Annotated in this window: 22 protein-coding genes and 2 tRNA genes; 20 read left to right on the top strand and 4 right to left on the bottom strand. The window is 37.9% G+C overall.

Features of this window, described 5'->3' with window-relative positions:
- Positions 1-19: 19 nt before the first annotated feature.
- The 10 genes from CBG10_RS03225 to CBG10_RS03180 all read left to right on the top strand — a co-directional run bounded on the left by CBG10_RS03225 (position 20) and on the right by CBG10_RS03180 (position 9,928).
- Positions 20-397, top strand: a complete 378-nt coding sequence (locus CBG10_RS03225; protein ID WP_019251323.1) for a cupredoxin domain-containing protein — start codon at positions 20-22, stop codon at positions 395-397.
- Positions 397-684 carry a cupredoxin domain-containing protein gene (locus CBG10_RS03220; protein ID WP_094511646.1) on the top strand — a complete coding sequence of 96 codons (288 nt, stop codon included), beginning with the start codon at positions 397-399 and terminating at the stop codon, positions 682-684. Before CBG10_RS03225 ends, CBG10_RS03220 begins: the two co-directional genes overlap by 1 nt.
- Positions 684-2,621 (top strand): copper-translocating P-type ATPase, encoded by a 1,938-nt coding sequence (locus CBG10_RS03215; protein ID WP_094511645.1) that lies wholly within the window; start codon positions 684-686, stop codon positions 2,619-2,621. Before CBG10_RS03220 ends, CBG10_RS03215 begins: the two co-directional genes overlap by 1 nt.
- Before the next feature lie 116 nt (positions 2,622-2,737).
- Positions 2,738-3,214 carry a DUF7679 family protein gene (locus CBG10_RS03210; protein ID WP_019251325.1) on the top strand — a complete coding sequence of 159 codons (477 nt, stop codon included), beginning with the start codon at positions 2,738-2,740 and terminating at the stop codon, positions 3,212-3,214.
- Between the two features lie 64 nt (positions 3,215-3,278).
- Positions 3,279-3,351, top strand: a tRNA-Gln gene (locus CBG10_RS03205).
- Positions 3,352-3,442: 91 nt separating this feature from the next.
- On the top strand, positions 3,443-3,772 hold the full coding sequence (locus tag CBG10_RS03200) for a hypothetical protein (protein ID WP_003666524.1): 330 nt from the start codon (positions 3,443-3,445) through the stop codon (positions 3,770-3,772).
- A 61-nt stretch (positions 3,773-3,833) separates the two neighbouring features.
- The gene (locus CBG10_RS03195) at positions 3,834-5,390 is read left to right on the top strand and encodes a cation:proton antiporter (RefSeq protein ID WP_225361501.1); all 1,557 of its coding nucleotides are present in this window, start codon (positions 3,834-3,836) and stop codon (positions 5,388-5,390) included.
- A gap of 62 nt (positions 5,391-5,452) precedes the next feature.
- Positions 5,453-5,525 (top strand) — tRNA-Glu (locus CBG10_RS03190).
- A 145-nt stretch (positions 5,526-5,670) separates the two neighbouring features.
- Positions 5,671-6,543 (top strand): hypothetical protein, encoded by an 873-nt coding sequence (locus CBG10_RS03185; RefSeq protein ID WP_094511644.1) that lies wholly within the window; start codon positions 5,671-5,673, stop codon positions 6,541-6,543.
- Positions 6,544-6,817: 274 nt separating this feature from the next.
- Positions 6,818-9,928 carry a mucin-binding protein gene (locus CBG10_RS03180; RefSeq protein WP_094511642.1) on the top strand — a complete coding sequence of 1,037 codons (3,111 nt, stop codon included), beginning with the start codon at positions 6,818-6,820 and terminating at the stop codon, positions 9,926-9,928.
- A 78-nt stretch (positions 9,929-10,006) separates the two neighbouring features.
- Here CBG10_RS03180 and CBG10_RS03175 read toward each other — a convergent pair whose 3' ends face one another.
- Positions 10,007-10,606, bottom strand: a complete 600-nt coding sequence (locus tag CBG10_RS03175) for a hypothetical protein (RefSeq protein WP_094501909.1) — start codon at positions 10,604-10,606, stop codon at positions 10,007-10,009.
- 192 nt (positions 10,607-10,798) lie between these two features.
- On the opposite strand from CBG10_RS03175, the gene CBG10_RS03170 reads away from it, so the two are divergent.
- From CBG10_RS03170 to CBG10_RS03150, 5 genes are all read left to right on the top strand, one after another.
- The gene (locus CBG10_RS03170) at positions 10,799-11,818 is read left to right on the top strand and encodes a serine hydrolase domain-containing protein (RefSeq protein ID WP_094511641.1); all 1,020 of its coding nucleotides are present in this window, start codon (positions 10,799-10,801) and stop codon (positions 11,816-11,818) included.
- Between the two features lie 207 nt (positions 11,819-12,025).
- Entirely contained in the window at positions 12,026-13,258 is a 1,233-nt protein-coding gene (gene arcA / locus CBG10_RS03165; RefSeq protein ID WP_094511640.1) for an arginine deiminase, read from the top strand.
- A gap of 110 nt (positions 13,259-13,368) precedes the next feature.
- A complete protein-coding gene (locus CBG10_RS03160; protein WP_003666533.1) occupies positions 13,369-13,830 on the top strand; it encodes an arginine repressor in 462 nt (153 codons plus the stop codon).
- A gap of 20 nt (positions 13,831-13,850) precedes the next feature.
- A complete protein-coding gene (locus CBG10_RS03155) occupies positions 13,851-15,272 on the top strand; it encodes a basic amino acid/polyamine antiporter (protein WP_019253949.1) in 1,422 nt (473 codons plus the stop codon).
- Positions 15,273-15,320: 48 nt separating this feature from the next.
- The gene (locus CBG10_RS03150) at positions 15,321-16,727 is read left to right on the top strand and encodes an amino acid permease (protein WP_094501901.1); all 1,407 of its coding nucleotides are present in this window, start codon (positions 15,321-15,323) and stop codon (positions 16,725-16,727) included.
- A 64-nt stretch (positions 16,728-16,791) separates the two neighbouring features.
- On the opposite strand, the gene CBG10_RS03145 is transcribed toward CBG10_RS03150, so the two are convergent.
- The 3 genes from CBG10_RS03145 to CBG10_RS03135 are packed head-to-tail and all read right to left on the bottom strand — an operon-like array spanning position 16,792 to position 19,154.
- On the bottom strand, positions 16,792-17,094 hold the full coding sequence (locus tag CBG10_RS03145) for a hypothetical protein (RefSeq protein WP_003667545.1): 303 nt from the start codon (positions 17,092-17,094) through the stop codon (positions 16,792-16,794).
- A gap of 15 nt (positions 17,095-17,109) precedes the next feature.
- Entirely contained in the window at positions 17,110-17,817 is a 708-nt protein-coding gene (locus CBG10_RS03140; protein WP_094507922.1) for a type 1 glutamine amidotransferase, read from the bottom strand.
- Positions 17,817-19,154, bottom strand: a complete 1,338-nt coding sequence (locus tag CBG10_RS03135; protein ID WP_094501897.1) for a Mur ligase family protein — start codon at positions 19,152-19,154, stop codon at positions 17,817-17,819. The genes CBG10_RS03140 and CBG10_RS03135 overlap by 1 nt, the downstream gene beginning before the upstream one ends.
- 229 nt (positions 19,155-19,383) lie before the next feature.
- Between CBG10_RS03135 and CBG10_RS03130 the strand changes: the two genes are divergently transcribed.
- The 5 genes from CBG10_RS03130 (at position 19,384) to glyA (ending at position 24,305) form a co-directional block, all read left to right on the top strand.
- Positions 19,384-19,959: a thymidine kinase gene (locus CBG10_RS03130; protein WP_003667548.1), complete on the top strand. Its 576-nt coding sequence runs from the start codon at positions 19,384-19,386 to the stop codon at positions 19,957-19,959.
- A gap of 21 nt (positions 19,960-19,980) precedes the next feature.
- Positions 19,981-21,063, top strand: coding sequence for a peptide chain release factor 1 (gene prfA, locus CBG10_RS03125; protein ID WP_003676159.1), 1,083 nt, complete (start codon positions 19,981-19,983; stop codon positions 21,061-21,063).
- Complete coding sequence (prmC, locus tag CBG10_RS03120; protein WP_019251349.1) at positions 21,056-21,922, top strand: peptide chain release factor N(5)-glutamine methyltransferase; 867 nt, start codon at positions 21,056-21,058, stop codon at positions 21,920-21,922. Before prfA ends, prmC begins: the two co-directional genes overlap by 8 nt.
- A gap of 5 nt (positions 21,923-21,927) precedes the next feature.
- Complete coding sequence (locus CBG10_RS03115) at positions 21,928-22,956, top strand: L-threonylcarbamoyladenylate synthase (protein ID WP_094507926.1); 1,029 nt, start codon at positions 21,928-21,930, stop codon at positions 22,954-22,956.
- A 113-nt stretch (positions 22,957-23,069) separates the two neighbouring features.
- A complete protein-coding gene (gene glyA, locus CBG10_RS03110; RefSeq protein ID WP_094501893.1) occupies positions 23,070-24,305 on the top strand; it encodes a serine hydroxymethyltransferase in 1,236 nt (411 codons plus the stop codon).
- Positions 24,306-24,356: the final 51 nt, after the last annotated feature.

The following is a 24,356-nucleotide window of genomic DNA, read 5'->3' as shown; positions in this document are numbered from 1 at the left end:
AGTTGTAAACTAAAAGAAGGTGGAAATATTGAGAATTGCCGCTATAGTTATTGCACTGATTTTAATTGCATTTATTGTTTGGTGGTTCTTTGGAAAACATACAGAGTCGGCGGGAAAGTCAACTATTGTTAATGATGAACAAACTGCAACGATTGTCGTTAATGGTGGTTATTCTCCATCAACCGTTATCTTGAAAAAGGGAATTCCGGCTCAAGTTAACTTTGATATGCATGACTCGACGGCTTGTTTATCACATGTAGTATTTGAACAGCTAGGAGTTAATGAGGACTTAACAAAGCAAAAGATTACGACGATTAATATTCCAACAGATAAAGCCCAGACTTTTAATTTTGCTTGTGGGATGGATATGTTTCATGGAAAGGTGATTGTTAAATAATGAATATTTTTTCAAAAGATCAAACTAAAAAAGTTGTTGTTAATGCAGAAAATCATGGCTACAAACCAGAAACGGTTACTTTCAAACAAGGAAAGCCAGCGCAATTAAAATTTATCCCTTCTGATAACATGGGATGTATGAATGAAGTCGTCTTTAAGGAACTTGGTATTGATGAGAAGTTAGACGGCAAAAAAGAAGTTACTGTTGATATTCCAACTGATAAGCCGGGAACTTATAACTACGCTTGTGGAATGGATATGTTTCATGGAAAGGTTGTTGTAAAGTAATGAAGCTCACAAACATTCAGCGATTTTGGATTTCATTTGTATTATCAATCCCAATGTTAATACAAATGTTTGCGATGCCTTTTCACTGGATGATGCCTGCCTATAATTGGATAGCATTAATTACTACCACTATTATTATGGCAATTTCAGCATTTCCATATTGGAAAAGTGCGATCGCTGCATTTAAGAAACATAGTGCAAATATGAATACCCTGGTCGCCACAGGAACAGCTGTCGCTTATTTTTATAGTATTTTTGCAATGATAACTGATAGGGCGGTTTACTTTGAAAGTGCTGCTTTTGTTACTGTCTTTGTTTTGCTGGGGGATGCGATGGAAGAGAAGATGCATAACAATGCTTCCAATGCTCTTGGCAAATTGATGGGCCTTCAAGCAAAAGATGCTGAGGTCTTAAAAGATGGTAAATTTGTCAAAGTACCACTTGATCAAGTCCAAGTTGGCGACCTTATTCGGGTCAAGCCTGGTGAAAAAGTACCCGTAGATGGAACGATTCTAGAAGGGGTAACTTCCTTGGATGAGTCGATGGTTACTGGTGAAAGTATGCCAGTAATGAAAAAAGTTGGCGATACTGTTGTTGGTTCAACAATTAATAATAATGGGACGATTACGTTTAAGGCCACAAAGGTTGGATCCGATACGATGCTCGCCCAAATTGTTGACTTAGTAAAAAAAGCGCAAACCAGTCATGCTCCTATTCAGAACTTAACAGATAAAATTTCAAATATTTTTGTTCCGGCAGTAATGATAGTTGCCATTCTAACCTTTATGATTTGGTATTCCTTTGTTGGTGCAACATTTGTTCAAGCATTATTATTTGCTGTTTCAGTAATTGTGATTGCTTGTCCGTGTGCATTAGGTTTAGCAACCCCAACGGCATTAATGGTTGGAACTGCAAGAAGTGCCAAGATGGGTGTCCTTATTAAGAATGGTGAAGTCCTTCAAGAAGTAAGCAATATTGATACGGTTGTGTTCGATAAAACGGGGACAATTACGGTCGGCAAACCAGTTGTAACCGATATTGTTGGCGATGCTAAAAAAGTATTAACAATAGCTGCTAGTCTTGAGGAATCATCTGAGCACCCGTTAGCATCAGCAATCCTTCAAAAAGCGAAAGATAAAGAGATCTCACTAGTAAAGGTAGAGAAATTTGAAGCAATTGAAGGTAAGGGTGTGCGCGCAAATTATAATGGTCAAGTAGCATTTGTTGGTAGCAATCGGCTTTTGGTTGATGTGAATATTTCCCGGGAAATGGCATCACGTGCAGAAAAATTACAGAACGAAGCTAAAACAGTTGTTTATGTGGGCCTTGATGGGGAAATAATCGGCCTAGTTGCTATTCAAGATGTTCCGAAGCCGAGTTCAAAAGATGCAATTAAGGAGCTAAAGGCGCGTGGATTAATGACTGTGATGTTAACTGGTGATAATAAACGGGTAGCTCAAGCAATCGCTGATGAAGTTGATATCGATAAAGTGATCGCTGAAGTAATGCCGAATGATAAGGCTCAACAAATTAAGGAACTTCAGGACAAGGGAAAAAAAGTCGCCTTTGTTGGTGATGGAATTAATGATGCCCCTGCGTTATCGACAGCTGATGTTGGAATTGCGATGGGATCCGGAACTGATATTGCAATTGACTCTGGTGGAATTGTCCTCGTTCGAAATGATTTACGAGGAGTTGTGCGGGCACTTGATATTTCTAAGAAGACCTTTAACCGGATTAAATTAAATCTCTTCTGGGCGCTAATTTATAATGTCATTGGTATTCCAATTGCTGCAGGGCTATTTGCATTTATGGGCTTTACTCTTAGTCCAGAGCTTGCCGGTCTAGCAATGGCCTTTAGTTCTGTCTCTGTTGTTAGTTCTTCCTTGTTGCTAAATAAAACTAAGATTGCGGGAGAGAATGTTGTTCAAGCTTAAATCAGATAGTAAGGAGTTAAGGAATATAATTCTTAGCTTCTTTTTTGTTATATTTTGCACAAAGTAAAAGGATTTTGCGGTAAAATATTAATAAAAGTGATGGAGGAGTATTTAAAATGGCAACAGCATTTTTGGTTCACACTCAACTAAGCTGGGGAAAAACATGTGATTATTTAATTGCTAATGATGTTGAGCCGGGGTTAATGCATCGTTATGAGACACGAGAAGATTGGCAAGAGGTGATTCTTGATGCATTGATCAATGTTCCCTTAGCGCCATACTTGCCAAGTGGTCAGCCCATTCCGCCAATTGGAACGGCAAAAGTAATAGGGGTAGAAGCAGTTGATCTGGCACAGGTTAAAAAAACTGTGCAACGGACACGAAGCCAATTTATAATGGCAACTATCTGGAAAAAGCAGTCAGCCTTAAAAAACTATAATTTCTTACATCATGATTATGACAAGTGGACACAAAAACAAATCTGGGCCGATGTTGATTATTGGTGTGACTCTAAAAAACATCCCGTTATCGATTTGATTACAAAATGGCGTTGTGCCCGTCAACACCAACGATTACGTGCTGAAGAGAAATGATAAAAAAGAGTTGACTATTAAGCCACTTCCATGTATAGTATATATCGTTGTAAGTTTATTTTATTGGGCATTCGCCAAACTGGTAAGGCAGTGGACTCTGAATCCATAATTTACTGGTTCGAGACCAGTATGCCCAACTTCTAACAAAAGACCTGCTAGATTAGCTAGCAGGTCTTTTGTTGATAAAAAAGTTATTTGTTATAATTACAGTCAAGTGAGGGGACGAATATGGCTAGTAATTCTGATTCAATTTATTATGTTTTAACAAAACTAAAGCACCATCCAGAGTTAATCAAAAGCATTAGACCACGTTATACTAATACGGTTCTGATTCTTTTTGATGACTCCTTAAAGATAGCCGATGCTTCATTTTATTTTCCTGTTGATCGTTTTATGGTCAATCGTTTGTCAAATGATTTTGTGGCAAAGAATGGCGACCTTCTTGATAGTTATTTTTCAATGACCAATGGAACGAAGAAAAATTACCATGATGTTTGGGCGACGACCTGTCATATTCCAGAAAAGAAAGTATATTTATTAGAATTATCATTTGAATAATGCGATTTAAGCTGCGACAAAAGGTGTCACAGCTTATTTGCTATAAAGGGAGAGTTTTGTAGTGCTTGTTTCAACGATTGTTTTAATGGTAGCGGCAGTTTTAAGTAGTATTATTTCCAGCTTCTTTCCGCACTTCTCAATTAATTATATTAGTATTTTCGTTGGCCTAATTATTGGCTTAGTTCCTTTTTTGAATGGTCGGATTCTTCCCTTCCACACAGAAGTATTTATGTATATAGTAGCTCCACTAATTTATTTTGAGGGGCAATCAACGAGAATTAATCTGATTGGAAAAAGATTGCGACAAATCCTTGAGACGGCTGTTCTTTTAGTAATTGTCGGAACGGTATTTGCCGGTTTTAGTGTATCGCTTTTGAGAATTCCGCTAGCTCTGGCATTTCTGATGGGCGCTTTAAGTACACCAACTGATGCTACTGCAACCGAATCTGTTTCGGAGGGGTTGATTGTCCCTGAAAGACAAGAAAATATTCTAAAAATGGAGTCATTATTTAATGATGCTTCTGGTATTATCCTTGTTACTGCAATGGCACTGTGGGTAAAAAACGGGCAGTTCAACTATCAACAAACATTTTTTGACTTTTTGCGTTCAGCTGGTGGCGGGATAATTATTGGTATTTTGGCAGCCCTTGTAATGATCAGTTTTCGTCAATTTTTAGGGCGAATTAACCATGATGCTTATAATGCGCAAATATTATTATTTGTTAGTACGCCATTCTTTATTTACTTTATAGCTGAAGAATTAAAAGTATCTGGGATTATTGCCGTGGTTTGTGCAGGCTTAATGCAGAATAGTGAAAGTATCCGAAGTCGCTTTATAACACCCCGGCAATTTCATAACGGATTAGTACTTTTAAGGCTACTTCGAGAAGTCTTGAATAATACCGTCTTTGTTATTTTAGGATTATTGGTTGTCAGGATCATTCGCGATGACTTGATTATTGGAAATACAAATTCGCAATGGATTGTGATTGGTATTTTACTTTATCTTACTAATCTTCTTGTTCGTTATTTCTATGGACTACTATCAAAGATGGGTAATAAGGGAAGTATAATTTTTGCCCTTGGGGGAGTCCATGGCGCAGTAACACTCGCCTTAGTATATATGATTATTAACAACGTAAGCTCTGCGCAGTTTGATATGATTGTGTTAGCAGAAATGCTTGTTATTATTTTGAGTATGGTGGTACCTTCAATCGTATTTCGTTTTATTCTTGACCATGATATGTCGAGTAAAGAAGCTGGCAAACAAATTCAGCGTTTACGGCAAGAGATGGTTAAAGAGGGATTGAAGGCAGTAGAAAAGATATACCTTCCAGAAAAAATTAGAGAAAGTGTTGTTTATGATTTGCGGGATCAAAAGAGTGCCAATTCATTTGCAGATTTTTGGCATCAATGGGCTAAAGCAAGTCGCTATCCAGAATTCAATGAGCAGGAAAAGGAACTGGAGCAACGAGCCTTATTATGGGCATTCCAAGCTGAAAGACAGTACCTTGATATGGTATCTCAAAAGGAGAATCGTCGTGACTATCTTTTTGAACTCTATAACGAAATTCTATTGGCTGAATCAATTTTACTTGACACTGAAAATGAATATTAAATTAATTTGATTTTAAGTTGACGAAAAATTAAAATTAACGTATACTTTTATTTGTACGTTATTGCCCGCTGGTCAAATTGGTTAAGACGTCGCCCTCTCAAGGCGGAGTTACGGGTTCGATCCCCGTGCGGGTGAATATGATTGAGTCTGTTACTCATTTAGTAACAGACTTTTTTATTTATATTACAAATTTAGTAAAAGCGTTAAGAAAAGGTTTAATTGATGCTATGATGGATTTGTGTAAATAGAAAAAGAATAGGATGGATTTGGTGAGTTAATTATGCGAGTAATGAATTTAATGATAGTATTAGCAGTTATTGCGATTATTATTTTAGCTGCTCAATATTTTTCTCAGTTACGGAAAAACCGCAACGGTAATAATTTCGTAAGTGGGGGCCGTGTCTTTTTTAACTGGACATTGGTCGCTGTCTTGGTAATTTGTGTTGGGGGAATAGTTTTTGGTAGCATTCATTCACATCGCCAAGAAGCAAAGCCAGCTCAAACTGATAAGACCGAAAATGTTGAATACGCTGCTTCCGACAGTGATAATTTGGGAAAAGTCTCAGTTCAGTTTGATCGGAAAGTTACTTTAAATGATAATGGAGAAGCAAAAGTTAAGTTTAAGGTTTCTCCACAAACTACTTTGACAATCCGGGGACATAAGAGCAAAGAGATTGTTAAGACGTTTAAAGCAAGTAAGGGCGAATCACTAGTTAACCATACTTATACATTTGATGTAGCTGGCACTTATGATATTATTGCAGAACGTGGTGATCAAAAGGTGACCAAGCAGTTAAAGGTTAAGGGCAACGATAATACTCAAGAAAGTTCATCAAGTAGCAGTTCGATAAGTTCTAGTTCTTCTTCAGTCGCTTCCTCAGCAAGTAGTAGTAGTACGGTTTCCTCGTCTTCAAGCTCGACTGCTTCCACGGCGCAAAGTAACAGCGAAAGTTCAAGCAGCACAACAGCAGCTTCATCGAATAATGGAGGAAGCTCAAGAAACTACAATACTTCTCGTCCACGATATAGTGGCAATGGCGGTGGAAATAGGACCTCTGGTAACAGTACGCCGACTGCTCCTGCGCAAGAATCAAGTACTCCTGCCTATAGTCAAGAAAACAATGGCTATGTTAGCGATGGTCCACAATATTAATTTCTATTCATAATTAAATATCTAATGATAAAAGAATAAACTATTTTTAAAAGAACAAAAGATAATTTTTTCATATGAAAAATTATTCTTTTGTTCTTTTTCTATTATCATTAACGGTGGAAAAATATTGATATATCAAGGATAAAAAGGTAGAAAATATTAAAAAATATATTCCTGAATAATTTATCAGTATTGAAATAAGAATGAAGTATATTATACTCAATACTAAATAATAGTTATCGAATTATAAAAGTCTTTAAGGGGGAGAAAAAAGATGCTTGATACAGATGAGATCAAAAAAAATGAGGTACTTGGTGTTGAGCTTGCCCCGGTTGAAACTGTTGGCGGACAAGTAAAATTAGGGGAAAAATCTGCTTCAAGCGTTGCTTTACTCAATAGAACGCCATTATTGGAAAAAATGCATAAAGCAGCGCCAAATTTTGCGGCTCAACAACAAAAATTGAACGGCCAAGAACCGGTAATAAAAAATAATCCAGCATTAGGTGAATATCAACTAATTGATGATTTAGGTGGCTTAATGCATGGGACTTACTTACAGGCAACTAATAGTGAAAGCCATGCTAAAGATCGTTCGCTTGTAAGTCGTAATTCAATGAGTGAAACGGCATCATTAGTTAATTATCGCGCAGCTACTGATTTTAGTGGATATGGTCATTTAAAGAATGATACAGAAACTACCAAATCAGTTGAAGTTGTCTATACGCTGCCTACATTTGAAGGAAAGCAAGGAACGGCACAAGTTGTACTTGATGGGGCGCGGATTAATGAATTCGACGGTCTTGAATACAAGGATGAAAAGGGGAATGTAATTCCTGGATTTGATATTACCTATAGTTATCAAGGACACGAAGGAGAGTATTCGACGATTGATACTCTTAAGCAGCGTGATGACTTTAGTTGGGAAAAAGTAACAGCGATTATGGTATTTGGTTCTTTATTACCAAACAGTTCTTACCGTGTTGAATTTCCTTTTAAGATTACAAATCTAGAAAATATTAATACTCAAGAGCAATTTAATTTAAATGAGTATGCCTTTTACGATTTAACAGTTAATAAGCACACAATGTCACAATTAAACTTCCGCTTAAGCACGCCTGTTTTTGCTCATGATGCCTATCAAAATATCCCATTCATGGCACTTAGCCGAACTGAAGACGGTGATGAGGTATTTTCAGAAGATGTTCAAGCAATGATGCCAACTTTGGGTGAAGTATCATATGCAATCAGTAACTTTAACGATGAAGTTTCATTTGAGATTGATGAGGATAATGTAATGTGGCAAGGCGGTCAATACTTCTTTAAGCTGGCCGTTATTCAAAGTGCGATTCAAGAAAAAGGATTTTCAGTCGATGTTGACAAGACGGGACGAAAGTTAATGAGGGCTGCCGCGTTTACGGTTCAACCTACTTATCTTGATTTTGAAAATTTTGACTTTATTCCTTATATTGTCATCCATCAACTTCTTATTACAAAATCATTTACTCTTAAGGCAGAGGCAAAAGATGATTGGAATTCATTTGGTGGTGTTGAAAAAGTTTGTGGCCTTTCTTCAACTAATGAAGAGCTTCCGGTTAGCCCTGAACAAACATTTATTGTTGATAATTCTGAATTAGTAGATGCAACGCCTGGCGATTATAATGTCATTATTGGCTATTTCCTTAATGGAAGTGAAGATAATGATATGTTAATTACTTCGCCGGCAAAGGTAAGGATGGTTGAAAATAAACAGACAATTAATGTTTACTATGTTGACTTAGTTGATGTTCCTAATAAAGCAAAAGGTGATTTACAGCCAAGTGATGGAAAAATTCTTGAAAATCAAACCCAAACTTTTACCGGTAAAGGTGATGAAGAGTATCATAACCAACTTTGGGGTGAAGAAAACGGCTTTGAGATTTATGAATATGAACAAGGTGCTAAATCAGGAGCATATGTTGGAGGACAACCTACTAAGGACTATTATGTTTACCTTATTCATAAAATTGAAAAGATTGCCGAAGATCACCAAGTAACACGAACGATTACATTTAATATGCCAGATGGTTCTAAGCAAATTATTAAGCAAATTGGAAAAATTCAGCGTTTGGGAATTGCTGATAAAACGGCCAATGAACAAACATGGAGTGATTGGAGTAAAGCTACTCTTCCCGCAGTGACTGCACCTCATGTACCAGGATATACGGTCAAAAATGTTGATGCTGAACCAATCTCATTAACTTCAAAAGATAGCAATATTAATGTTATCTACCATCCAAAGCAAGTTAAGGTTAAGATTAAATATGTCGATGAAGCTGGAAATGAAATTGATGAGCAAATAATTTCAGGACTTGCTGGCGATTTGATCAGTCATAAACCAACAGTTGAAACTGACCGTCTTGCTGATGAAGGATATGTGATTGTAGATAATGAATTGCCACAAAATGCCCGCTTAATGGCCGAAGACGGCGAGCAGGAAAAAGAATACAAGATTATTATTAGTAAACAGAATTCACAAATACAACAAATTACCGTCTTTTATGTTGATGTTCCTGATGATCGGTTACCAATTGTTAAGCCTTCTTCCGGTCGAATTATTGATAATCGAACTCAGAGATTAAATGTTACAGAAGGACAAACATACAATAATAAACTATGGGATTTTGAAAGTGCCGGATACGAACTATTTAAGGCTGACAAAGGGGCATTAAAGGGTAAGTACTTTGCTGGTAGTCCAGAACAACAATATTACGTTTACCTCACTCACCAAACTACTCCCCTAAAGAAGGAACATCACGTAACGCGAACTATCCAGATTACAATGCCTGATCAAACACAACAAGTTGTAACTCAGGAAGCAATTGCTACTCGTTCTGGCGTTCATGATGAAGTGCTTGGTAGTGACATTTGGCAAGAGTGGAGCAAAGGAGTGATCCCTGAATATATTCCAGCACCAATCGCGGGGTATGATGCACCTGCTATTCCAGCTGAACAGGTTGATGAAAATGCGAGCGATCGAAATGAAAAGATCAGTTACACTCCACAACCAGCTAAAATTCTGGTTAAATTTATTGACCAAACTGGTGCAGAATTAACATCCGAGGAACTTACTGGGGTAACCGGTGAAGAATTTAACTACGATCCAACTCCACAAATTAAGTCATTTGAAGATGAGGGATATGTGCTTGATGAGAATAGTTTCCCTGCCGATCATCATTTTGCGGTCGGAGAACAGACCTATACTATTACCTTAAAGAAGTTAGTAGCAGTAACCCCTCATGGCAACGGTGAGACAGAATCAATAATCGAACAAATTAAGTCGAACGATGATGATAAAACTGGAAATAAAAAGGGAATCTTTGCTGCATTTAAAGGCTATTTTAAATAAATGAATTAATAAAGGAGTACAGAAGGAATTTACCATTAGCGGTTTATTACTTCTGTACTCCTTTTTGCGTTAAAAATATTAATTATCATAATTGCCGGTGATTGGGTTCATTTCATGGATTTGATTTGTAGCGGGGTCATATTGATAGGTACCAGTAAGGTGAGCTACATTTGGATCGCCGCCTTGGTTATTGCGAACTTCAATTTGATAATTATTATTTTGATTATTCTTAGTCATGTAATAATGATTGCCATCTTGTTGAACGCCACTTGTCTTGGCGAAACTCGTTAGGACTTGTTGATCGGTTTGTGCTGAGGAAGTGAAATTGGTAGTTGCTGATTGGCTGCTAGAACTACTAGTTATAGATGAACTAGGAGCTTTTACCGTTTGATTAGTTGATTTTTCTGAACTGTTAGCTACCTTTGAATTTGCGCTTGTTGAGCTTGTATTTGTTGAAGAAGTGGACTGTACACTAGTAGGTGTAGATGTAGAGGTTTGATCCTTTGCCTTTTCGCTACTAGTGGAGGAGGCCGCCTTTTTGCTTGTTTGTTGACTTACTTTTGTCGCAGAAGTAGATGTCTTTGTTGGAGCTGCTACGCTATTGGTACACCCAGCTAGTCCAAGGGCTGCTAAAATTACTAATGAACTTGCTAAAACTTTATTTGTCATCTTCATCATTTTAATGACCCCCTCAATCTCTCTTATTTTTATAACATCATTACACTTTTATTATACCGCCTTTTGAAATGATTTTGTAACATTTTTGACTTATTTGTCATAATTGACTGATTTTGTTTAATAAATTTCTGGATATTTTTCCTTTGCCCTATTTACGTTAAAATAAACCTTATTAAGGAAGTGAATTAAAAGATGAATAAATACGATTTAACAATTACTAAATTACACCAAATGGTTAAAGAAGGAGTTGTTCCCGGAGTTAGCTATTTGATTTTTGATCATCAACATACGATTAGGGAAGTAACAGGGATGGCCCAAGTTTATCCCGAGACTGAAATATTAAAACCAGGTATGCTCTATGATGTTGCTTCACTAACGAAAGTAGTAGGAACAGTTCCGGTTATTGCCCGGCTTATTCAGAAAGGAACATTGTCTTTAGATGATCCAATAAAGCAATATTTACCTGAGTTTAACGATGACCGACCAACTATCCGTAACCTGCTTACTCATACTTCGGGGATTGCTGGTTATATTCCACATCGTAATGAATTGACTGCCTCCGAACTAAAGAATGCTTTTTTGACGAAAATGCATGTGGAGGATAGCTTGAACCGCCAAATCAAATATGCGGATGTAAACTATTTGTATTTAGGATGGATTATTGAACGAATTTATGATCAACCAGTTCAAAATGTTATTACAGAACAGGTTCTCAAACCATTGAATCTGCCAACTGCAACATTTAATCCTACCCCAGCTAATTGCGTGCCAACAGAAGTACAAACAAAACGTGGCTTGATTAGGGGAACAACCCATGATCCTAAAGGGTACATTTTGGGAGCAAGTTGCGGATGTGCTGGCCTTTTTGCATCGTTGAAAGATTTGGAGATTTTTAGTCATGCGTTGATTGAAAATAATTTAAATGGTCTTCTTACTTCTGAAACAATTGATCTTTTTTTTACAGATCAAACACGAATTCCTGGTCCGCATAGCCGTTCTCTGGGATGGAAACTATTTCATGCTAAAGATCATCACCTTTTGATTAGCCATACTGGGTTTACGGGAACTTGGATGGTGTTAGATCGTCAAACTGACCAAGGCTTTATTGTATTAACTAATCGTGTTCATCCAAGTGCCAAAAACCAAGAATTTTTAGCTGCTCGTGACCAACTTTTTGCAATTTATTTAACAGAAAGAGAAAAAACTTTGTGAAATTTATATGCAATCAATTGAATAACCGCTTTCACAGAATATGCGCTTTAGGGGTAAAAAATGTATAAAAACTGTTGATAATTTATATTAATAACTTCTTTTTATATAATTCACTAAATATTGATTTGACGGCATTTGACAACGTTTACATAAATTAATATGATGTAGTTGTAGCCAAGTGATACTTCAAAAAAGGAGTGATATTGTATGCAAAGTCCAATTCATGTTACATCAGAAATTGGGAAGCTTAAGACAGTTATGTTGCATCGACCAGGTAAGGAAATCGAAAATGTTTATCCTGAAATTCTTCACCGGATGCTTGTAGATGATATTCCATACTTACCGATCGCTCAAGAAGAACATGACCTTTTTGCGCAAACATTACGTGATAACGGCGCAGAAGTCTTGTATCTTGAAGATTTATTAACAGACGCACTGGCAGATGATAATATCAAAGATGAATTCCTTGAAAAGATCATCGCTGAATCTGGTTATGCTGCTGGAGCAATCTATGATGGCTTAAAGGAATTCTTGCTTAGTTTCAGTACTAAGGATATGGTTAACAAGATTATTGCTGGTGTACGTAAAGATGAAATTAAAACAAAGTATGCTTCGCTTGCCGAATTAGCAGAAGATAAGGATTACCCATTCTATATGGATCCAATGCCAAATGCATACTTTACTCGTGACCAGCAAGCATGTATTGGGGATGGAATTACCATTAATCACATGACCTTTAAGGCACGTCAACGCGAATCTCTCTTTACTGAGTACATCATTAAGCACAATAAGCGTTTTGCTGACAAGGGTGTTGAAGTATGGCGAAACCGTTATCCTGAAGGCCGGATTGAAGGTGGAGATGAATTAGTTCTCAGCGATCATGTATTAGCAATTGGTATTTCTCAACGAACATCTGCAAAGGCTATTACAGAATTAGCTGAAAGTCTCTTTGAAAAGTCTGATTATGATACAGTAATTGCTATCCATATTCCTCACAATCACGCAATGATGCACCTTGATACTGTGTTTACAATGATTAACTATGATCAATTTACAGTTCATCCAGCAATCTTACGTGATGGTGGACATGTTGATGCATACATTATGCACCCAGGTAATAATGGTGAAATTTCAATTAATCATGAAACAAATCTTAAAGAAATTTTGAAGAAGGCACTTGATAAGCCGGAAATTGATTTAATTCCTACTGGTGGCGGTGACCCAATTATTGCCCCACGTGAACAGTGGAATGACGGTTCTAACACGCTAGCAATTGCCCCTGGTGTAGTTGTAACTTATGATCGGAACTATGTCTCAAACGATTTGCTGCGTAAGCATGGTATTCTCGTTCACGAGGTTCGTTCAAGCGAATTATCACGAGGTCGTGGTGGTCCACGGTGCATGTCATGTCCAATTGTTCGTGAAGATCTCAAGAAATAAATAAGATAATGAAAGCAGCAAATTTATCTGAGTAATCTAGAAAGGGTATAATTTTGCTGCTTTTTCTTGTATCATTTTAGTGTAATTAACATGATAAGAAGGGAACACGAATGGATCGAAAGGCAAGAAGAAAATATATTGAACAAGTGGTTAATGATCGTAAAATTGAAACACAAGAAGAATTGCTTAAGTTGTTAACTGAGGCGGGTTTCGAAACAACACAAGCAACAATTTCAAGAGATATTCATGCATTGAATATCGTTAAAGCAAATGATGGCGATGGTCATACCCACTATGTTCAACTCCATGTGACACCCGAACATAATTTTGAACGATTATACCAAGGAATTCATGATAATGTGCGGACAATTGAAACTGTTCAATTTATGAACGTAATCAAAACTGCACTAAATTCTAGTTATGCGACGATTTTGGCTGGAATGTTTGATGAACTTGATATTCCGGAAGTTGTGGGCACACTTGCTGGAAATGACACCTTGATTATCATTAGTAAAGATAATGATGATGCTAAAATGGTTTATGACTTAATCATTCAACACATGCATTCATAAACTGCATAGGAGGGATATTTATGGATGAACAAAAGAAAGGTATTGGTAGAGGCGAATTGATCGCCTTAATTGTAAGTTCATGTATCGGTACCGGAATATTTGGTATTACTAGTGATGTGGCAGCGGCGGCGGCACCAGGCCCTGCCCTGTTAGCTTGGATTTTTGTTGGAATTGGTTTTTTGATGTTAGTTCTCTCGCTAAATAATTTATCTGAAAAGCGACCAGATCTTACTTCAGGGATTTTCTCATATGCTGGTGCCGGTTTTGGGCCATTAGGTGAATTTATTTCTGGATGGTCTTACTGGTTATCCGCATGGCTGGGAAATATTGCTTTTGCCACCATGTTGATGAGTTCAATTGGAACGTTCTTCCCAACCTTTAAAGGTGGTCAAAATTTACCATCGATTATTATTGCCATCATCTTCTGTTGGCTATTGACAATCTTAGTTAACAATGGCGTTGAAAGTGCTTCTTTTGTTAACATGATTGGAACAATCTGCAAGGTCTTACCATTAGTTATCTTTATTATTATGATGGTTGTTTGCTTCAAGGCCGGAATGTTTACAGCAGATTTCTGGGGACGAGTTGCCAATAATGCTTCTCGTGGTACCACAACTGGTTCTGTCTGGGAACAAATGAAAGGTACCCTAATGACATTAATTTGGGTATTTATCGGTGTTGAAGGTGCTTCTGTTATGGCAAGCCGGGCTAAGTCGCTTACAGCCGCTCGTGAAGCTTCTCTTATTAGTTTTGGCCTTTTAGTGGTTATCTATGTATTAATTTCAATTTTGCCTTATGGTGCATTAACTCGGGCAGAATTAGCTGGAATGGGTCAACCAGCTATCGGTCATGTTCTTCAAGCAACAGTTGGTAGTTGGGGTTCAATTTTGATTAATGTTGGTTTGATTATTTCAACAATTGTTTCCTGGCTTTCTTGGACAATGCTTCCAGCCGAAACAACAATGTTAGTTGCTGATGATAAGGCAATGCCAAAAATCTGGGGAAAGGTTAATGCTAAAAAAGCACCAACTGCTTCCCTAATGATTACAGCGGTATTGCAAACAATCTTCTTGTTCTCATTGCTTTTCACTGATAAAGCCTATGAATTCGCATATTCTTTATGTAGTGCAGCAATTTTATTCTCATACTTATTTGTTGGACTTTACCAAATGAAATACAGTTCTGCACACCAAGAATGGGGACAATTTACAATTGGTTTGCTCTCTGCTGCATTCATGTTCGCATGTATGTTCCTTGCTGGATGGCAAGAAGTATTACTAGTTTCAATTAGTTTTATTCCTGGATTCTACATTTACTACTTAGCATGTAAAGAAAATGATCGTAAAGTTACAACTGCTGAAAAGTGGACAATGGCGTTGATCTTAATCTTAAGTATCATTGCAATTTGGCTTGTTGCTAATGGAACCATTGCCATTGGCTAGGTAAATAATGTATAATTATTCCACATTTTAAGAATATTTATAAGTGAGGTGATTAAGGTGAAAGAAAAGAAATTAAATCTCTTCCTCTTAATCACCTTAATTGTAGGAACGATTATTGGTGGTGGGATTTTTAATAGTCCGACTGATTTAATTTTGAAAGCAAATCCAATGGCTGCATTAATTGCCTGGCTAATTGGTGGCTTCGGAATTTTGATGTTAGTATTAGTCTTTTATAAGCTTTCTGTTATCAAGCCAGAGATGAACGGTGGAATTTATACTTATGCAAAGGAAGGCTTTGGCAACTATATTGGTTTTAATTCCTTTTGGGGATATTGGATGGGAGCAGTCTTTGGTAACATTGCCTTTATCTCGCTTTTCTTTAAGACCTTAAATAGTATGCTCGGGACGCATCAACTTTCGCCGTTAATGTGTTTTATCGGAGGTTCGATTATTCTGTGGGGATACACTGCGATTACATGGTTTGGTGTTCGTGAGGCAAGTATCCTCAATGCCGTCATTACGATTATTAAGATCTTACCGCTTTTATTAGTTGTTATTGTTGGTGTTTTTGCATTTCAGCCGCATATTTTTAATGTTCCTGATTGGACAAGCATTCTTGCTGTTAATCAAACGCATGTAGCATTTAAAGACCAGATTAGTGGTGCGATGAGTACTATTGTGTGGTGCTTTGTTGGGATTGAAGCGGCTGTTTCAATGTCACGTCGGGCAAAACAGCCACGTGATGTGGGATTAGCAACGATTATTAGCTTTGTAATTGTATTGGTCCTCTATATTTCAATCTCTATTATTCCAATGGGGATTCTGCCTGCTAAAGAACTTAGCCAGACTTCAGTTCCACTGGCAGCAGCGCTTAGTCATACAGCATTGGGAATAGTTGGAAGCCTTATTATAAAAATAGGTTTACTAATTTCTCTACTAGGAGCATTATTGAGTTGGTTTATGATTGGCCCTGAAATTGCATACGTAACCAGTTATGATCGGGATATGCCGCGAGTATTTAAACTTGTTAACCGCCATGGTGTTCCTGGCTTTGCACTAATTGTATATACAATTATTATGCAAGTATGCTTACTCGTTTTACTGCTTCCGCAACTTCAAATGGCCTATACAATTGCCTATACTTTGGCTGCGACAATGACACTAGTTGCTTACTTGCTCTCTGCGTTATATGGATTGAAGTTAGCAATTAGCGAAAAGATGAGTCTTGGTTTTAAGGTTATTGCTACGCTAGCCTCTATCTATTCTGTCTATATGCTAGTCGCTTCAGGGCTTGAATATGTATTTGCAAGTGCGATTATTTTTGCACTAGGAATACCGTTGTTTGCTGGCGCTCCTAATAAGATGAGTAAGAAAGAGAAATGGTTGGCAACGATTATTGCCTTAGCAGCTGTGATTGCACTTGTGTTGATTATTACTGGAAAGATTAATTTTTAAAATATAAAAGGGATGAGGTTAGAAGGAATTTTTACTTTCCTTCAATCTCATCCCTTTTTGTGTTCTAATCTTCGCTAGTCATCTTACTTTTCATGTTATCCATTCGCCAGACAACATAGGTTTCAATCAATGTGATTAGGCTTACCCATAAAATCGTGAAATTTGATGAAGTAAGGAATAATAAGATGATTAGAATCCAAGATATCCAGTTCCAACGACGCTCCAAACGGATAACTTTTGCAAAGCGTGGTGGGATTCTAGTTGGATTTTGGATGGCTAGTGCTTGAAGTTGGGAGAAAAGACGGACTTCCCAAAAACTTTCCAGCAAAAAAATAATGGTAAATACAAATGTTATAGTTTGATTCACTGTTTGTCACCTTAATTAAAATGTAGGCTTAATTTTTAGGGCTTTTTGCGTACTTAAGTCTGCATCGGGATATTTATGCTCAAGAGCTGCTAAAAGAATCTTTTTAGCAATTTCACCATTTCTTGTAAGAATGGGACCGTGGAAATAAGAGCAATAAGTATTTTTGTAGATTGCCCCTTCGGTATGATCCTCACCGTTATTCCCATTACCAGAAATTACTTTCCCGAGCGGCCGTTCACCTTTTCCTAAGAATGTGCGACCGTTGTGATTTTCAAAACCATGGTATTCTTGGTTACTTTCTTCATTTTTGATGGTAATATTCCCAATGAACCGGTGATTATCCTGACTTAAAGTATAGTGATCTAGGATTCCAAGTCCCGGAATCTTCTCGCCATCAGCACCAATATAGTAGTGTCCAAGAAGCTGGTACCCCCCACAGATAGCAAGGAGCGGTTTGCCAGCGTTAATAAATTGGTCAATCCCCGCTTTTTTGTTTGGAAGATCTTTGGAAACGACAAGTTGTTCGTAATCTTGACCACCGCCAAAAAGGGCTAAGTCAAAATCTTGCGGATTAAACTCGTTGTCGATACTAATGACTTTGACATCAATATCGGCATCCATCTGTTTAGCGTAATATTGAAGGGCAATGATATTGCCGACATCACTATAAGTATTTAATAAATCGCCGTAGAGGTGGGCGAGGTGTAAGTGATATTTTGCCATTAGTCCATTCCTCCTTTAATATAACCTTTTTCTGCTAGTTGTTTCCGCAATTGCAGAACGGCTGTATAGGTTGCCAGAATATAGACATGTTCAGTCGGCATTTCCTTGATCTTATCAATTACCTGGGTAAGGTCTGGTTCATGCCACATGTCTTTTACTCCAGCCATTGTTAATCTGGTGGTAATATCTTTATAGCGTTCTCCCCCAGTCATGTATTGCGGAATTTGATGCTGGGTAAGTTTCTCAAAGTCACCGTCCCAGATCCAACTAGTGTCAATTCCATCAGCATAGTTAGCGTTTAGCAAGAAAGCAAAACTAAATGGCTTGTCATCCGTCTCGATCATATCTAAAACCTGATTAAGGCCAACTGGATTTTTAACTAAGATCAAAGTAACTTGTTTTCCATCGATACTAATAACTTCTTGCCGGCCAAATACTCGTTCGTCTGACTCAAAAGCATCTTTAATTTGTGTTTGGCTCACTCCGAGAAAACGGCCAAGCGAGTATGCGGCAAGAGCATTATAAATATTGTATAGACCACCAATTCCGATGGTGTATTTTTGCCCATCAATTTCAAAAGTGGAATGTGTTGGAGTAAGTTTGTCAATTTTAGTAACAGCATACGTTAATTCTGGTCGATGGAAACCACAATTTGGACAGAAGTAGTTACCTAAACCTGCATAAGTTCGCATCCGATATTTTAGAATATGCTGACATTTAGGACAAAGGAGGCCATCAGTATTAGCTGGGGCATTAAAAGGTTCTTTTTCTTCATGGTTAAAACCATAATAGATGATTGGGTTAGGCAAATCTTTACTGTTAAAGAGTTGTTCATCCCCGTTAGCAATGATGGTTGCTTTTGGTGCTAGTTTAACACCCTTTAAGATCTTGTTATAAGTGGTGTAAATTTCACCATAACGATCCATTTGATCACGGAAAATGTTGGTGAAGACAAAAGCGATTGGGGTGATGTATTTGCATACTTTAACTACATTTGCTTCATCGACTTCGAGGACGGCCAGGCCCTTTTTCTTTGGACGGGGAGCTGTAATAAAGGTAGTTACGATTCCCTGTTCCATGTTAGAACCAGTCGGATTAGTAAGAACTTGGTCATACTTTTCCCGCAAAACTCGTACGCTTAATGCAGTGGTTAATGTTTTTCCATTAGTCCCTGTTACAATAACAAGGTCGTACTTTTTGCTAAAGGCTTGGAGAATATTTGGATCAAGCTTTAAGGTTAGTTTTCCTGGAAGAGAACTTCCTCCGTTCATAAAAGTATGGAGGAACCAATAGCTTGACCGCCCGGCAAATTCGGCAAATGAACTTCGAACTGTCATGAATATATGTATTCCTTTCGTGTCAATTGTAAGTGATACAATAGTAATGATTAAAATTACCGTTTAATTCTAAACTTTACGATAACAAAAAGAAAGTTATTAAACTGAAATTATTATAAGATTAAAGTTATTCAATGTAAAAAACTCTTTCCTAATGTAGAAGTATTTAAATGACACAAATTTTTGGATATAATGAAGAGTACTATGCAAACAAAAAGGGGCAATTGTAGTGGCACAACTATTCTTTAAATATGGCGCGATGAATTCTGGTAAGTCAATCGATATTTTGAAGGTTGCTCATAACTATGAAGAACAAGGAAAGCCGGTTGTCTTAATGACGAGCGGCGTTGATGATCGTTCTGGTCGAGGGATCATTGCTAGTCGAATTGGCTTAGAGCGTAAGGTAAAACCAATTATGGATGACACCAATATTTACGATTACGTTAATAAGATGGACCGTAAGATATATTGTGTCTTGATCGACGAAGCACAGTTTTTAAAGAAAGAGCATGTCTTACAATTAATCAAAATTGTTGATGAGCTAAATATTCCGGTAATGGCTTTTGGCCTAAAAAATGATTTTCGTAATGAATTATTTGAAGGTTCAAAGTATTTATTAATCTATGCTGACAAAATTGAAGAGATGAAAACAATTTGTTGGTTCTGTCCTCACAAAGCTACGATGAATTTACGGATTCATAATGGCAAGCCAGTATATGAGGGAGAACAAGTCCAGATAGGGGGAAATGAATCGTATTACCCAGTATGCCGGAAGCACTATTTTCATCCCCAATTAAAACAATAGGAGGAATAACCAAGAATGGAAATGGAAGAAATTTTCGATAAACTTCAAGCGGTTGCTGATCGTTACGATGAATTAAACGAATTGATCAGTGATCCAGAAGTAATTGCCGACTCACAACGTTTTATGAAGCTTTCAAAAGAAGAGGGGAGCTTGCGTGAAACCGTTGAAAAATATAATCAATATAAAAAAGTCACCCAAACGATTAGTGATGATGAAGAACTATTACGTGAAACGAATGATGATGACTTAACCGCCTTAACTAAAGAAGAGTTAGCAGAAGCGCGGGAAGAACAAGCACAGTTAGAAAAAGAGCTGGAAGTCCTACTAATTCCGAAAGATCCTAATGATGATAAAAATATTATCATGGAAATTCGTGGAGCTGCCGGAGGGGATGAAGCAAGCCTCTTTGCTGCTGACCTTTATAACATGTATCTTCGCTATGCTGAAAAACAAGGTTGGAAAGTAGAAGTTGTAGATCGAAATGAAACTGAAGTCGGTGGCTTTAAAGAAATTGCTTTAATGATTACTGGGGATAAAGTTTATTCCAAGCTTAAGTTTGAAAACGGAGCGCATCGTGTTCAACGGGTTCCTGTTACTGAATCCGCTGGACGTGTTCATACGTCAACTGCAACGGTTGGGGTAATGCCAGAAGCTGAAGACGTAGATGTGGATATTGATCCTAAAGATATCCGGGTTGATGTTTACCGTTCAAGCGGTGCTGGTGGTCAGCACGTTAACAAGACTTCATCAGCTGTTCGAATGACCCACTTGCCAACAGGAATCGTCGTTGCAATGCAAGATGAACGTTCACAACAGCAAAATCGGGCTAAGGCAATGCGGATTTTGAAGTCACGGGTTTATGATTATTACCAACAACAAGAACAAAGTGCCTATGACCAAAAGCGGAAAGACGCGATTGGGACAGGTGATCGTTCAGAACGGATTCGTACTTATAACTACCCACAAAACCGGGTAACAGATCACCGAATTGGGTTAACATTAAACAAGCTTGATAAGATTATGGCTGGTGACCTCGATGAAATTATTGAAGCATTGATTGTTGCCGACCAAACACAAAAGCTGGAGCAATTACGGAATGAGTAGTTTCGTACCGATCAACTATTTTATGGCGCAGCGATGGGCAAAAGAACAATTACAAGGAACAGATATTGATCCAAGTGCCCCTCAGTTTTTACTTCAGCAATCACATGGTTGGGATGCGACGCACTTACTTTTACATAATCGTGATGAGATGCCGGCTGACGAAGTAGACTGGTGGAAGGATGCCATAACAAGATTGCTTAATCATGAGCCTGCTCAATATATTGTTGGGCAGGCCCCATTTTATGGACGAACTTTTAAGGTTAATAAAAATGTTTTGATTCCAGAAGCTGAGACAGCAGAGTTAATCGATTGGGTATTGCAAGAAATGCCATCTCGCCCATTGAAGGTCCTTGATTTAGGAACGGGGAGTGGAGTGATAGGCATTACTCTTGCACTTGAACGGCCAAATTGGCATGTAAGTTTAAGTGATATCTCACCCGCTGCACTTGCTGTTGCTCAGGAAAATATGGCTAAGTTTAACCTGGAGTTGCCGTTAATTAAAAGCGATTTATTTGAAAATATTGATCAGCAATATGATTTAATTGTGACTAATCCGCCTTATATTGACCCGGACGATACTGATAAAATTGATCAAGCTGTCCTTGAAAATGAACCAGCAGCGGCGTTATTTGCTAGTGAACATGGTTTGGGCTTCTATCATCGCTTATTTAAACAAGCAGGGCAGTATTTAACTACGACTGGTCAAATATTTGGCGAAACTGGTTATGATCAAGAAGAGTCAATTCAAGAATTACTACATCAAACTGATAAACACGCACAGATATGCCCACGACATGATGTGGCAGGAAAAATGAGGATGATACACGCATGGGATTTTTCAAACGCAGGAGGAAGATAGTAAGAATGGATACGAAGATTTTTCGACATGGTGAGATTGCCCAAGCAGCAGCTGCGATTAAGCGCGGTGAATTAGTGGCTTTTCCAACTGAAACTGTTTATGGATTAGGGGCTGATGCAACCAATGAAAAAGCCGTTAAGAATGTTTATTTAGCAAAAGGGCGGCCAAGTGATAATCCATTGATTGTTCATGTTAACTCCATCGCAATGGTTGAAAGGTATGCTGCCGAGATTCCTGATAATGCCCGAAAGTTGATGGATGCATTTTGGCCTGGTTCTTTAACCATTATCTTGAAAATTAAGAAGGGTGCTCTTTCAAAAACCGTTACAGGTGGTTTAAAAACTGTCGCCTTTCGTTATCCAGATTGTCAACCAACCCTTGATTTAATTGAAGAAGCTGGTGTTCCGATGGTGGGACCATCTGCTAATACTTCTGGTAAACCAAGCCCGACTACTGCCCAACACGTTTATCATGACTTACATGGTAAGATTGCTGGAATTGTGGATAATGGTCCGACACGGGTAGGAGTTGAATCAACTGTCCTTGACATGTCAACAGATCATCCTGTAATTTTACGTCCTGGTGCTGTTACAAAGAAGGACATTGAAAAAGTGATTGGATCCATTGACCTTAATCATCATAAAGTGGGCAAAAATGAAACTCCTAAAGCTCCCGGAATGAAATACAAGCACTATGCCCCTAAGGCCCAAGTATATATTGTTGATGAAGATACTGATTGGGATAAAGTTGTTGAATGGATACGACAACAACCATTTGATGTTGGGATGATGGCTGAAGAAAAGGTCCTCCAACAAGAGGTATTGCCGATGAATGCTATTCAATTTTCATTAGGAAAGAATGTTCAAGATGCCAGTGCTCGTTTATTCGATGGGTTACGACAATTTGATGATCAGCCTAATGTTAAGGCGATTGTCACTCAAGCGTTTCCAGCGCATGATTTAGGGGGCGCATATATGAATCGGTTAAATAAGTCTGCTGGTGGTATGCACTTTGATAGTAATGCGGTAAAATAATAAGGGAATCTAGTGGAAGAGGTACCACTCCCTAATTAAAATCTCAATAAAATAATAAAGAGACTGAGGCGGATTCCCAGCCTCTTTATTTATAACCAGAGGAGATGTTGTAAATGAACTATGGTAAAAAATCACCCCAATTATGGGCAGCCATTGAGAATGAAGAACAACGCCAGCAAGATACGATTGAGCTAATTGCCTCCGAAAATATCGTTTCAGATGCTGTTCGTGAAGCGCAGGGATCAGTTCTAACAAATAAGTATGCTGAAGGATATCCTAATAAGCGGTATTACGGTGGTTGTGAGTTTATAGATCAAGTTGAACAATTGGCAATTGATTATGCTAAAAAATTATTCAATGCAGCATATGTAAATGTTCAACCTCATTCCGGATCACAAGCTAACATGGCAGTTTATCAAGCACTCCTCAAACCCGGAGATGTGATTTTAGGGATGGGAATGGATGCTGGTGGGCACCTAACTCATGGAGCAACAGTTAATTTTAGTGGAAAATTATATAAGACGTATGGCTATGGCTTAAATCCAGATACTGAAGAGCTTGATTATGATGAAATTATGGATTTAGCTAAAAAAGTAAAACCGCAATTAATCGTTGCGGGAGCTTCTGCCTATAGTCGGATTATTGATTGGCAGGCATTTCGTAAGATTGCTGATGAAGTTGGGGCTTACTTAATGGTTGATATGGCTCATATCGCCGGATTAGTAGCAACTGGTGCCCATCCAAGTCCACTTCCAATTGCTGATGTCGTTACTACTACTACTCATAAAACTCTTCGGGGTCCACGGGGAGGAATGATCCTCTCTAAATCAACTGAGTTAGGACGGAAAATTAATTCAGCCGTTTTCCCTGGGATCCAAGGCGGACCGCTGGAACATGTAATTGCGGGGAAAGCTCAAGCATTTTATGAAGATTTGCAACCGGAATATGCGGAATATATCCAACAAGTTGTAAAAAATGCTCAAACAATGGAAAAAGTATTTAATACTAGTAAACAAATTCGGGTGGTTTCAGGAAAAACTGAAAATCACCTTCTCGTTCTGGATCTTACGAAGACTGGTTTAACAGGGAAAGATGCGCAAACTCTCCTTGACCGTGTCCACATTACAACCAATAAAGAGGCTATTCCGAATGACCCACGAAGTCCATTTATTACAAGTGGTTTGCGGATTGGGACTCCTGCTATTACCAGCCGAGGATTTAAGGAAGAGGATGCGCAAAAAGTTGCGGAATTAATCAGTACAGCTTTAACCAACCCAACCGATGAAGAGTGTCTACAAGAAGTAGCAAAAGGTGTGCATGAACTAACCACAAAGTATCCGATTAACTAAAAAAATAGAACATAAAAAGTTGTTAAGATCCTTTGTCATGACTTGATTTTT

It is taken from the genome of Limosilactobacillus reuteri, from assembly GCF_002254085.1.
Lineage (GTDB): Bacteria > Bacillota > Bacilli > Lactobacillales > Lactobacillaceae > Limosilactobacillus > Limosilactobacillus reuteri_K.
The sequence above is the reverse complement of the archived record's forward strand: the minus strand, read 5'-3'. Positions and strand labels throughout refer to the sequence as shown.

Coding starts and splice junctions, on each gene's coding strand:
- CBG10_RS03220 (WP_094511646.1), top strand. CDS start 397: ATGAATATTTTTTCAAAAGATCAAACTAAAAAAGTTGTTGTTAATGCA.
- CBG10_RS03215 (WP_094511645.1), top strand. CDS start 684: ATGAAGCTCACAAACATTCAGCGATTTTGGATTTCATTTGTATTATCA.
- CBG10_RS03210 (WP_019251325.1), top strand. CDS start 2,738: ATGGCAACAGCATTTTTGGTTCACACTCAACTAAGCTGGGGAAAAACA.
- CBG10_RS03200 (WP_003666524.1), top strand. CDS start 3,443: ATGGCTAGTAATTCTGATTCAATTTATTATGTTTTAACAAAACTAAAG.
- CBG10_RS03185 (WP_094511644.1), top strand. CDS start 5,671: ATGCGAGTAATGAATTTAATGATAGTATTAGCAGTTATTGCGATTATT.
- CBG10_RS03180 (WP_094511642.1), top strand. CDS start 6,818: ATGCTTGATACAGATGAGATCAAAAAAAATGAGGTACTTGGTGTTGAG.
- CBG10_RS03175 (WP_094501909.1), bottom strand. CDS start 10,606: ATGATGAAGATGACAAATAAAGTTTTAGCAAGTTCATTAGTAATTTTA.
- CBG10_RS03170 (WP_094511641.1), top strand. CDS start 10,799: ATGAATAAATACGATTTAACAATTACTAAATTACACCAAATGGTTAAA.
- arcA (WP_094511640.1), top strand. CDS start 12,026: ATGCAAAGTCCAATTCATGTTACATCAGAAATTGGGAAGCTTAAGACA.
- CBG10_RS03160 (WP_003666533.1), top strand. CDS start 13,369: ATGGATCGAAAGGCAAGAAGAAAATATATTGAACAAGTGGTTAATGAT.
- CBG10_RS03155 (WP_019253949.1), top strand. CDS start 13,851: ATGGATGAACAAAAGAAAGGTATTGGTAGAGGCGAATTGATCGCCTTA.
- CBG10_RS03140 (WP_094507922.1), bottom strand. CDS start 17,817: ATGGCAAAATATCACTTACACCTCGCCCACCTCTACGGCGATTTATTA.
- CBG10_RS03135 (WP_094501897.1), bottom strand. CDS start 19,154: ATGACAGTTCGAAGTTCATTTGCCGAATTTGCCGGGCGGTCAAGCTAT.
- prfA (WP_003676159.1), top strand. CDS start 19,981: ATGGAAGAAATTTTCGATAAACTTCAAGCGGTTGCTGATCGTTACGAT.
- prmC (WP_019251349.1), top strand. CDS start 21,056: ATGAGTAGTTTCGTACCGATCAACTATTTTATGGCGCAGCGATGGGCA.
- CBG10_RS03115 (WP_094507926.1), top strand. CDS start 21,928: ATGGATACGAAGATTTTTCGACATGGTGAGATTGCCCAAGCAGCAGCT.
- glyA (WP_094501893.1), top strand. CDS start 23,070: ATGAACTATGGTAAAAAATCACCCCAATTATGGGCAGCCATTGAGAAT.